The 9,390-nt window shown below is 34.5% G+C and carries 6 protein-coding genes; 2 read left to right on the top strand and 4 right to left on the bottom strand.

Annotated features, from left to right (window positions below; genetic code table 11):
• Window positions 1-874 precede the first annotated feature (874 nt).
• The gene (locus tag ACP6PK_RS18295) at window positions 875-1,387 is read right to left on the bottom strand and encodes a pentapeptide repeat-containing protein (protein ID WP_426561486.1); all 513 of its coding nucleotides are present in this window, start codon (window positions 1,385-1,387) and stop codon (window positions 875-877) included.
• Window positions 1,388-1,959: 572 nt separating this feature from the next.
• On the opposite strand from ACP6PK_RS18295, the gene ACP6PK_RS18290 reads away from it, so the two are divergent.
• A complete protein-coding gene (locus ACP6PK_RS18290) occupies window positions 1,960-3,483 on the top strand; it encodes a SagB/ThcOx family dehydrogenase (RefSeq protein ID WP_426561484.1) in 1,524 nt (507 codons plus the stop codon).
• Between the two features lie 274 nt (window positions 3,484-3,757).
• Window positions 3,758-3,964 carry a hypothetical protein gene (locus tag ACP6PK_RS18285; protein ID WP_426561482.1) on the top strand — a complete coding sequence of 69 codons (207 nt, stop codon included), beginning with the start codon at window positions 3,758-3,760 and terminating at the stop codon, window positions 3,962-3,964.
• A gap of 116 nt (window positions 3,965-4,080) precedes the next feature.
• Here the strand turns inward: ACP6PK_RS18285 and ACP6PK_RS18280 are convergent, their stop codons facing one another.
• The 3 genes from ACP6PK_RS18280 to ACP6PK_RS18270 form a co-directional block, all read right to left on the bottom strand.
• Window positions 4,081-5,772 carry a mechanosensitive ion channel family protein gene (locus tag ACP6PK_RS18280; RefSeq protein WP_426561481.1) on the bottom strand — a complete coding sequence of 564 codons (1,692 nt, stop codon included), beginning with the start codon at window positions 5,770-5,772 and terminating at the stop codon, window positions 4,081-4,083.
• A 709-nt stretch (window positions 5,773-6,481) separates the two neighbouring features.
• Window positions 6,482-7,213, bottom strand: coding sequence for a hypothetical protein (locus ACP6PK_RS18275; RefSeq protein ID WP_426561480.1), 732 nt, complete (start codon window positions 7,211-7,213; stop codon window positions 6,482-6,484).
• Window positions 7,214-7,649: 436 nt separating this feature from the next.
• Window positions 7,650-8,432: an ABC transporter permease gene (locus ACP6PK_RS18270; protein WP_426561478.1), complete on the bottom strand. Its 783-nt coding sequence runs from the start codon at window positions 8,430-8,432 to the stop codon at window positions 7,650-7,652.
• Between the last annotated feature and the right edge of the window lie 958 nt (window positions 8,433-9,390).

Genomic DNA, 9,390 nt, shown 5'->3' with positions numbered 1-9,390 from the left:
TTATAGTTTCTACCTCATAAAACATGAGAAATTCTGTAATTTTTAGAATACTCAAGATAGTGAATATATTATTCAACAATCAACAATTAATAATTAATTAAATAATTCAGCTTTATTAGCCATGAATAAAGGAAGAAGGAAGAAGGAAGAAGGAAGAAGCAGGAAGGAAGAAAAAATCTCAATTGTTTGTTATCTGAGGCTATGAAAACTTATAGTTTCTACCTCATAAAACATGAGAAATTCTGTAATTTTTAGAATACTCAAGATAGTGAATATATTATTCAACAATCAACAATTAATAATTAATTAAATAATTCAGCTTTATTAGCCATGAATGTAAATTTACCGAAATAATTAATAATTAAACAATTAAATAATTAGATAATTCACGCCTTGAAACCTCCCCTTTCAAGGGAAAAAAAATAAATATTTTTCTTATTTGTCAATCCTCTCCCTTTTAGGGAAAGGTAATTATCAATTATCAATTATCCATTATCCATTAATGAACCCATCGATTCAAGCCTTAATATATAGTCATTTCAAATAAGGATGAAACACTTTTTTGCCTGAAATATTTTCAAGGAAAGAAACACTGGTCTCAGTCTTATTCAGAATGACTATATTATTTATAAACAGTCTAGAAAATATCCTCAAACATGAAAACTTAATACTTTATTTTGAGGCAAAATAAACCTCAAACCTCAACCCTAACACCTAATACCAATTCCCATAAATAATTCTATACTTCCTCAATAATTCAGTTATTAAGTAATAACTAAATTTCAGGAATGTTTTTAACGATTATCGGCTAAAACCGAAGATATTTTATTTTGAATTCCCTACTCCCTACTCCCTACTCCCTATTCCCTGTTTTCTAATATCCATCAGTTCCGATAGTAGTATGATCGTATTCTGCCATTGATAAATCAACTTCTCTAGCTCGAAACAAATTACACCATCCCAATTTGGCATTCTCTAACTTGGCTTTTTCTAGGTTAGCTCCTCTCAAATCTCCATGCCTTAAATCTGTATCTCTTAAATTTGCATTATATAAGTTTGCTCCTTGCAAATTAACTTGACTCAAATTTGCACCACGAAGATTAGCATGACGCAAATTAGCTCGCGATAGATTTCCCTGTTGAATATTACTATCAGATAAATTAGCTTTATAAAGTTTAATATCTCCCATTTCTACTTCTGCCAAATTACATCCTTGGAGGTTAGCTTGGTTCAAATTTGCATAGGGTAGATAAGCTTTTGTTAAATTACAACCTTCTAAATTAATTCCTTCTAAATCAGCTTCAAACAATTCTATATTACTTAAATCAATGGCACAAAATTCTCTTTGACCTTCAGCATATCTCCATAGTAATTCCTCTGCACTCATCTTCTGCATCTTAATATTTTTACCGAAAAATTAAGGTATAAAGCCTCTCCATTCATGGAGAAAAAAGAAAAAAAATCTTTGTAGCCAATCCTCTTCTTTATAAGAAGAGGTAATTATTAATTATTAATTATTGAAGGCTACTTTTTAGCAGTTGATAATCATCATTTATTAAATAAATAATGGGTTTTTATACTTATTATACTTATCAGGGTTTATACTAAGATGGCCTTATAAAAATTACTGAGATCCTAATCCTTTTTTAAGATTTGTAAAATTTCCATTCATATAGCGCTACGCGCGAGGGAATAGGGAATAGCGGTGCTACCCCGCGTCGGCGTAAGACGCAAACGCCAGTTCCTTCAAGTTGGGAGACCCGCCCAAGGGACTGGCTTGGGAACCCGCACCAAGAGAGGGAATAGGGAATAGTAAACTGTCAAAGGGTTTTTCGTATAGGGAAAAGCTCCGCTAACAGGATTGAGAAATGTTCTAACCTTAATGAGTAGCGCTATAAATGTCAAAATCATAACTATCGAATAATTAGAATCATTGCCAAATAAACCCTAATAATAAAGATGCCAGAAATTAGACAATCTATTGCTCAACATTACCATGAGCGGACAAAATATGACCCAGAAACGATTGGGAGTAAAAATCACCAGCTAGACTGGGAAAATCAACCAATACCATTCAAAGAGTATAAAGTCGGGACAACTATTGACCTAAAACCTTATCTGCAAGAAAAAATTAATCTAGGAAAAGATTCTCAAGAAGGAGAAAACCTATCCAACTTACTTGTATGTAGCTATGGCTTAACTGGTAAGATAACAACAATTATGGGAACTCATTACTTAAGAGCAGCTCCTTCTGCTGGAGGGTTGTATCCAGCAGAGGTTTATTTAATTTCCCGTGGCACAACTCTATTGCCCCCAGGATTATACAATTATCAGGCCAAAACTCATTCATTACTGAGATTTTGGGACAATAGAACATGGCCAGAATTGCAGGATGCTTGTTTTTGGCATCCAGCTCTAGAAAATACAAAATTAGCGATCGCCATTACTGCTATATTCTACCGTTCTGCTTGGCGTTATGAAGACCGCGCCTATAGACGAATATTTTTAGATACAGGTCACTTACTAGGTAACATTGAACTAGCTTCTGCTTTTAGTAATTATCGGCCACATCTGATTGGTGGGTTTAATGATGAAGCAATAAATCAAATGCTTTATTTAGATACAACTGAAGAACAGGCGATCGCCATTATTGCCCTAGCAGACTTACTAGATATTGAACAAAATCTTCCTCTATGGCAAACTGCTCTACCTTCTGGCACTCAAACAGATTATCCAATGGTTGCAGATGGTGAACTGCTAAAATATTTACATGAAGCTACTCACATTAACTCAAATTCTCCAAAAGTACCTGCTTGGAAAACACAAGAAACTCCAGAATATTCAGAAGATAAATATAACTTTCCATTTTGTACGAAAGTTTCTACTGTCACTCCCTCTATTTTATGGGGTAAAGATTTAGAAGGTCTGAGAAAGACTATTCTCAAACGACGTTCCACTCGCACTTATACTGGAGAAGCTATTGCTTTAAAGGAACTATTGGCTGTTTTAGATTTTACCTATCAACCCCACCATTACTTTAATCAAGAATTAGATCGTAATCCTGATTATTTTGACCTAAGTTTGATAGAGACCTTTATTGCAGTTTCTGGAGTAGATGGTTTAGAAGAGGGTTGTTATTATTATGCTCCAATGGCTCAAGAGTTCCGACAAATTAGGTTTAAAAATTTCCAAGAAGAGTTACATTATCTGTGCTTAGGTCAAGACTTAGGTAGAGATGCTGCTGTTGTTTTGTTTCATACTGCTGACCTGAAAAAAGCTGTAGGCAAATATGGCGATCGGGTTTACCGTTACCTCCATGCAGATGCAGGTCATTTAGGGCAAAGATTGAATTTAGCAGCTATTTATCTGGGTTTAGGTGTTAGTGGTATCGGCGGTTTCTTTGACGATCGTGTGAATGAAGTTTTAGGTATTCCTGTAGATGAGGCAGTTGTTTATATTACAACTTTAGGTCGCCCACAATAGAGGAGTAGAGGAGTAGGGGAGTAGGGGAGTGGCGGAGTGTGGGGAATAAGAAACTCCGAAAAAGATTTCCGCCCTTGTCTCTCCAAAAACTATAGCGCTACGCCCTAGGGAATAGGGAATAGGGAATAGTAAACTGTCAAAGGGTTTTACTAGGTCATGCTCCGCAAACAAGATATATAAATGTCCTAACCTTAATGTGTAGCGCTATAAAAATCAAATCAATTGGATAGACCACAGTCGATATGCACCGGATAGCATGATGGAATATTTGTTGATGTCGGAAGTTGAGGAGCGAGAATTGGGAGTGGGGGGGTGTGGTCCGGGTGGGAAGTGTGGGGAGCAAAAAACTCTCAAAAAGATTTCCGCCCTTGTCTCTCCAAAAACTAAAAATCAAATCAATTGGATAGACCACAGTCGATATGCACCGGAGAGCATGATGGAATATTTGTTGATGTCGGAAGTTGAGGAGCGAGAATTTTGAAACTAGCCTTTGACTCCTGTAGGGGCGAATTGCCATTCTCCCCTACGACTCCTGACTCCTGACTCCTGACTCCTACAGCAGTTTTGTGGTTTACTCAACTGAAAAGCGCTGTAAAACTATAATTCCTCTCCATCTTCTTCTTCCTCTAGTTCCTCCTCTTCATCTTCTTCATCCTCTTCATCTTCTTCCTCCTCCTCTTCTTTACCCTCCAACTCTTCATCTTCTAAACTCTTCTTACCTTTCCGAGAACCGCGATGAGGCATTTTAATCCCTTCTTTTTCAAAAGCTTCAATTATCATTCTACGCAGGTATAATTCTACATCTTCGTTTGTTCCTGGCTTAACTTGTGTAGTCGTTTGAATGATTAACTGATATCTATCGAACTTCTCAACCCCGTCTACTTCAGTTGCTTCTAGTACATCCTCATTCTCCTGATTTAATTTTTTCCCCACTGCTTCTATAACTTTGTAAACGCGCTCGAGATTAGCATCATAAGGAACATTAACTGTTACTACTGCTTCACTATATCTCGAATAATTAACAATACTACCAATTTCACCATTCCGAATAATATAGTCTTTATCCTCAAAGCGAATGCGAGTAGTTTTCAGCTCTATTGCAGTCACATAACCTTTGATATCATCTATCTCAACAAAGTCACCTACTAAGTAGTAACCTTCAAACAAATTAAATAAACCAGCTACCACATCTTCAACAATACTCTGCGCTCCCATGCTAACACCAAGACCAAGAATACCAGCACTTGCAAGTATAGGAGTAGAGTCAATACCTAGGACATTGAGAATAGCAATTATTGCACCAATGTAGACTAGATATTTGAGGGTACTATCAAATAAGGGTAATAGAGTTTCTCTTCTCTTTCTGTCAATTTCATCTAACTCTTCGTCCTGACTAAGTAGAAACTTTCGGGCAAAAAGTTTGCCAACCTCTTCAATTACACGACTGGTATAAAATATGCCGACAATTTGTATAATTTTGGGGCCAATGACTGCTAGATATGCAATGAATTCAAGTTGCTGAAATACTAAACTTGCCATTGACAGGTATATTACATACTCCAAACATCGCTTTGACAATGGGAGTAGATGACTGAGGCGATTATATAAACGTAGCAGTCTGCTAGGACTAGAATATTTTTGGGCTAGTGCTTCTAATGTATCAATAATTACGATATTGGCTTTAACCAGAAGTATGCCAACTGTAATAATGACATATATTCTTACAGCAATATACATATATTGCGTAATTACTTCTGGTAATTGGATAAATTGAGTACATAAGGTTAGACTCAATAGCCACAAAATGTTAATTAGGTTGAGACTGAGAAAGTCAAAGAAATCTTCTATACTTTCATCATTGCTTGTAATATATTCAAATCTTTTGGTGCGATCGCAAAGATTATCTATTAAACGTTGAATGTAAGGTTGAGTTGCAGCTAATAAGAATAATAAGAACAGACTTCTACCTGCTCCCATACCTAAATTTACCCAAAATTCTTCAGGAATATTATCAATAAATGACTTTGTGTGTTGTAATAAGTTTTCTCCCTTATTTATTAGCCAAATATTCAGTCCTAATATTAGTATACCCAGTAATCCAGCACCTATAGTTAATGCAGTCTGGGTATTCCTTTGGATATTCTGAATTGTGATTTTAATTTTCTTGCTGGAAACAGCCTTGGTTAGTTGTTTTAAAATTTGTCTAACTAACCAATTAACGGCAAGAAAAATAAAGAGTAGCAGACCAATTTCTGCTACAATAACTAAAAAGTTTTCTACTGCCAACATTTTCTAAGTCTCCTATCATCATCATAGTTTTTACTCACGCAGTTCAAAATCTAATTTTCCTTAATCTCTATCAAGCCAATGATACTAATTTTTTGTATTTTTATTGAGTCTTGGTCAACTATTGACCAAAAGTTATTTTTTTCTTAGCAAGGCAGGGATCTATTTATTTAATCTAGTTTAAATCAGAAGGTGTCAAAAAATACAAGTATTTAACGAAAAGTAATATCAAATCTTTTCATTAATGGATAATGGATAATTATCTCAAGGAAAACCTTCATTAATGGATAATTGATAATTGATAATTGATAATTACCTCTCCATAAAAGGGAGAGGATTGACACTAATCAGGAAAAGATTTATTTTTTTACGCTTGAAAGGGGAGGCTTTTAACTAAGGTATTTAATTAATAATTAATAATTAATAATTATTAATTAAAAATCTCTTCTCTTGGTAAGGGGTTAGGGAAAAATACTCAAGTCTCAAGTAGTTGTAACTCTCAAGTATAAATGATTGATAAATTGTATTATTGCCTGAATATATACCAATTCACTTCAATTATCTCAAAAATAATAATTTTACTGAAAAATTAAGGTATAAAGTTTCTTCATTCATGCAGAAAAAATAATTTTTTCTTTTTATTAACTCTCTCCCAAATTTAAAAATAAAATCAATTACTTCCATCTATTCCCTATTCCCTATTCCCTATTCCCTATTCCCTATTCCCTAATCTTTCTAATCTACCAGTAACTGCCCGATAGTTAATTCGGTAGAAGTCTAATTTTTCCACTGCTTCGGGAGCTACAAAAGCATCTTGAGGTATTTCTTGAAGTAAATTTATAGCTTCCTGCCATTTAGCTTGAGCTTCTTGCCAAACCTCTAGGGGATGAGGTGGGTTTTGCACAATTACACTTGCTTCTATAGCTAACTTTTTAGCAGTAACTAACTTAGAAGTTGCAGTTTTTTCAAATATTAGTTGTTTGCGGAGATTCTGATAATCTTGACGATAAGTTTGTAGCAGTTGATCTGCTTCTTTCTTAACAGTAGTACCTTTGGGAATTTCTTCTAATAATTTAATTGATTCTAGTAACTCTGTTTCTGCCTCTTCCCAAGTAGCTAAAGGTAGTGGGGGATATTTAATTGTTCTCTTAGATTCCACAGATAGTCTTTTAGCTTCTTTTATATCTTTTTCTGCTTGTTGTTGTGCCAAAATAGTTTTTTCTTCTGGAGAAACAATAACTATATTTTGACTTGCTTGTAGGGCATATATTACTATTCCTACCTCTACCATGAGAATAGATATTAACAAGATAATCAAGCCTTTCTGGGAAAATATTTTTTCTTCAGAAACCTGTTCTTCTTCTTGTTCTGTTTTTATTTGGTGTAGTAATTCTTCAGAATCTAAACTTTTCTCAAGTTCACTTAAAAGTTTATCTTGTTCCATAGCTAATCAGTTATTAGTTATCAGTTATCAGTTATCAGTTATTAATACTTTATCGTGAATTAGGAGGCAAGAAAATCCATAATTTTATTTTTTATCCCCTTGAAAGACTATGCTTTATAAACATCTTTGCTTAATATCAAAATTGACAAAAGAGATAAGTTATATAATTGCTATTGAAATGATATTTCGGAAGAGTAAATATATTTAAAAATAGGCTTTTCCTCAATTTTGTTCCTCATCTCCCCTACTCCCCTATTCCCCTACTCCCTTACCTAATTATTAATAATTAATAATTATGGTTTAAAGCCTCGCCCTTGGATAGGGGAAAAAAAGAAATAATATTTCCTGATCTTCAATCCTCTCGGTTTTAACCTTCTTCTAATTATCAATTATCAATTATCCATTATCAATTATCAATTAATGAATCCCACACTTCCTAACTAGAAGCACTTGTATAATACCGCAAAGCCAATCGCCAAAATTGAATAGAAGCAAAAAACAATCCACCTGCTAAAACAAAAGAACCCAAGATCCAAGTACCTCCAACCCTACCTAATATTGCTTGAGCTGGTACAGTGGTCAAAAATGCCACTGGTACTAGAAAAGTAAAAAAGAAACGATAAGCAGTAGGGTAAGCTACCATTGGATATCGTCCTGCTTCTAATAAACCTCTGAGGACTTCTGTTACATTGTAAATTTTGACAAACCAAATACTGGTTGACCCCAACATAAACCAGAGACTATAAAGAATAGTTATCCCACAGAGCAGTGGCACTATACTAAGTAAATAATCTGCAACTCCTAAACCCAGTTTACTACCAGCATATCCTAATAGCAACCCACCAAAAATTACATCCGGTATTCCCCAGGGAGATACTGTACGAGTAGAAAGCCAAAATTGACTACTAATGGGTTTGAGGAGGACAAAATCTAGAGTACCTTCTTGTACTTGTTGCACAATTCGATTCAAATTAGGAATTAAAAAAGTTGCTGAAAGACCCTGTAAAATAGTAAAAATTGCTAGGATAATTAAAGCTTCTTCCCAATTCCAACCTTCAAATTTGTAGCCTGTTCTATAAAATAGAAATAAACCAAATAAGCTACCAAATAAACTACCTATACTACTAATAGCTGCGATAATAAAATTGAAACGGTATTCTAATTCAGCAGCGATCGCTGCACCCCAAAATAATTTTAGTATTTGTAAGTATCGTTCCATTTAAGTAAGTAGGCAAAATTCAACATAAAACAATTGCAGCGAGTAAGTTTTTCTTACACCTGGCTGACTTCTGTAGAAGACATTAATGAATTTCTCCTACACTTAATTTTTTACTGGTTATATAGCAATTCCCATTCAGCAATTAACAATGTTCATGTCGGCGACAGCCGATACAATTAATAATTAATAATTACTCCTCCTCAATAATTAACAATGAACAATGAACAATTAATAATTAATGACTATCACGGCGCTGAGGAGCAATATATAAACGTAAGCATTCAGCACATCGCGTATCAGCTATCAGCTTCTCAAACAAGTCTACATTTCCCACAACACAATTATTGTATGGGGTTGACAACTTAAAAAGTTGTTTTTGTCTTTCAATTTATGGCTGGAAAATGTGCTATAAATTAAATGAATAATTGCTTAATTCATTAAAGAGCTGTTAGCTCCGCATTCCGTAGGAAGAGCTGACTGCTAATAGCTGTTAGCTCCGCATTCCGCAGGAAATGCTTACATATAAACTATTGACCTAGCACTCGCCCTCGGAATATATTAATTATTCATTATTAATTATTAATTATTAATTACAAAGGGAGGCTTTAAACCTTAATTCTTGAATGAATAATTAATTATTGACTATCAACTATTAATTATTAATTATTAACTATTAATTATTCGGTAAGCGTGAGGTACAGTTCTAGAGATCCCCCCTAACCCCCCTTGAGAAGGGGGGAACTGGAAGTCCCCCTTAAAAAGGGAGATTTAGGGGGATCGTATTTGTGTACTTCACGCCCGCTGAGAACTGCTATACGTTGTAATGGTGTCTTAATTATTTTGGTCAAGGGAACAGTAGGAGCATATTGCTCCCTTCCTTCTTCCTTAAAAGTCAAATTTCTAAGTGGAAAAAGAAGAAATAATTTATATTAGAAGCTAGGAAATTAGAGCGAATAAT

Source organism: Dapis hubbardiae BLCC-M172, assembly GCF_050016015.1.
Classification (GTDB): Bacteria; Cyanobacteriota; Cyanobacteriia; order Cyanobacteriales; family Microcoleaceae; genus Trichodesmium.
The sequence above is the reverse complement of the archived record's forward strand: the minus strand, read 5'-3'. Positions and strand labels throughout refer to the sequence as shown.

Excerpts from the sequence above, each read along its gene's own strand:
- ACP6PK_RS18295 (WP_426561486.1), bottom strand. The coding sequence starts at position 1,387 with ATGAGTGCAGAGGAATTACTATGGAGATATGCTGAAGGTCAAAGAGAA.
- ACP6PK_RS18290 (WP_426561484.1), top strand. The coding sequence starts at position 1,960 with ATGCCAGAAATTAGACAATCTATTGCTCAACATTACCATGAGCGGACA.
- ACP6PK_RS18285 (WP_426561482.1), top strand. The coding sequence starts at position 3,758 with ATGTCGGAAGTTGAGGAGCGAGAATTGGGAGTGGGGGGGTGTGGTCCG.
- ACP6PK_RS18280 (WP_426561481.1), bottom strand. The coding sequence starts at position 5,772 with ATGTTGGCAGTAGAAAACTTTTTAGTTATTGTAGCAGAAATTGGTCTG.
- ACP6PK_RS18275 (WP_426561480.1), bottom strand. The coding sequence starts at position 7,213 with ATGGAACAAGATAAACTTTTAAGTGAACTTGAGAAAAGTTTAGATTCT.
- ACP6PK_RS18270 (WP_426561478.1), bottom strand. The coding sequence starts at position 8,432 with ATGGAACGATACTTACAAATACTAAAATTATTTTGGGGTGCAGCGATC.